This window comes from Mycolicibacter arupensis, assembly GCF_002086515.1.
Lineage (GTDB): Bacteria > Actinomycetota > Actinomycetes > Mycobacteriales > Mycobacteriaceae > Mycobacterium > Mycobacterium arupense.
Genome location: NZ_MVHH01000114.1, coordinates 1 through 1253, shown reverse-complemented (window position 1 = coordinate 1253; position 1253 = coordinate 1). Strand labels below are relative to the sequence as shown.

At 62.2% G+C, this 1253-nt stretch carries 3 protein-coding genes; all 3 read right to left on the bottom strand.

Annotated elements, in window-relative coordinates; genetic code table 11:
* Positions 1-3: 3 nt before the first annotated feature.
* The 3 genes from BST15_RS20915 to BST15_RS20905 all read right to left on the bottom strand — a co-directional run bounded on the left by BST15_RS20915 (position 4) and on the right by BST15_RS20905 (position 1035).
* Positions 4-318, bottom strand: coding sequence for a hypothetical protein (locus tag BST15_RS20915; RefSeq protein ID WP_046191544.1), 315 nt, complete (start codon positions 316-318; stop codon positions 4-6).
* Between the two features lie 42 nt (positions 319-360).
* A complete protein-coding gene (locus BST15_RS20910; RefSeq protein ID WP_046191543.1) occupies positions 361-684 on the bottom strand; it encodes a MerR family transcriptional regulator in 324 nt (107 codons plus the stop codon).
* 144 nt (positions 685-828) lie between these two features.
* Complete coding sequence (locus BST15_RS20905; protein WP_046191545.1) at positions 829-1035, bottom strand: excisionase family DNA-binding protein; 207 nt, start codon at positions 1033-1035, stop codon at positions 829-831.
* Positions 1036-1253: the final 218 nt, after the last annotated feature.

The window sequence follows — 1253 nt, the reverse complement described above, 5'->3', positions numbered from 1 at the left end:
CAATCAATCACATACGGCTCTAGAACAAAGTGGTCCGACTATCGGGGACCTGCCAGGTCCACTCAGGGCGGCGATCGTCGCTAGGTCTTCGCGGATCGCGGCGATGTCATCAGGATCAAGGGCTGCTGGATCGTCGGCGAACTCAGCGACCGCGTCCACGAGGTTCTGGGGCAGGGGAATGGATTTCAGAGCCGCCTGCTCAACGAGGTCGATGACTGCGGCGACGTCCTCGCCCGCCGCCATCGCGCCCTCGATCACCCGGCACCCGTCAGGGAACACGACGGTGAGCAGCTCGACAGCAAGCTCGTGGTCAGTCATGCCTCCAAGGGTATGGCCGGGCACCGAGCCGCATCCTATGGATTAGTTCCCCCCGCTGGCCTGGTGACGCAGGATGCGGGCCTGTGCTCGTTTAGACATTCCCTCGAAGATCGACACCGGCCCACCAGGTTGGTTAGGTTCTGCCGCCGGAGCTGGTTCCTTCACGGAGTTGCTGAGGTGGTCAAGTAGCCAGTCCAGGTGCGCCTGCGTCATCCGCCAGATGCGGCCGGTCTTGTAGCCGCGGATGTCGCCAGCGTTGAGGTGGCGGCGTAGCCAACGTTCTGGGTCCTTCATCTCCGGTGGAAGAACCAGCTCCGCGACCTCGGCGAGACTGTAGGTCTTGTGGCGTTCCGGTTGCTCATCCATGTTGAAGGATTCTGCACAGCTGGCCGTAGCCCAGAGCGCTCCGAGTCCCGTCCTCATAGCCCCCGTCCGGTCTGGTTCTGTAGAACCAGACCGGTCCGGTCGGGGTTCTTCAGAACCTCGACCGAGGTTGGCCGCCCCGGCAGTTCAGTCGAGGTTGGTGTAGCTCTCTCTCGGCTCCCAACTGCGGGACTTCATCCAGGTATCGATGTCCTCGGCGGTCAGTCGGTATTCCCGGCGTCCGCTACCAACTGGGTATGCGGGTAGGTCACCGTTCTTCACTGCGGCGCGAATGAGGTCGACGGAGACCTTCACGTATTCGGAGGCCTCTTTGCGTGTGAGCCAAGTCGTCATGGTCGGGAATCTAGCCCCCGCAGTCCACCGGCCCACGTCCTGCCCGCGGGAGCAGCGGGGCCAGTTCTCCGACAGTCGGAGAACTGGTCGTCCTGGGGTGGTGTCCAATTTAGACACCTCTTCCGGACAGGAAGAGGCAAGTTAAGCCGGTGTGCGGTGACGGTGGCAGGTCCCCGATAGTCGGACCACTTTGTTCTAGAGCCGTATGTGATTGATTG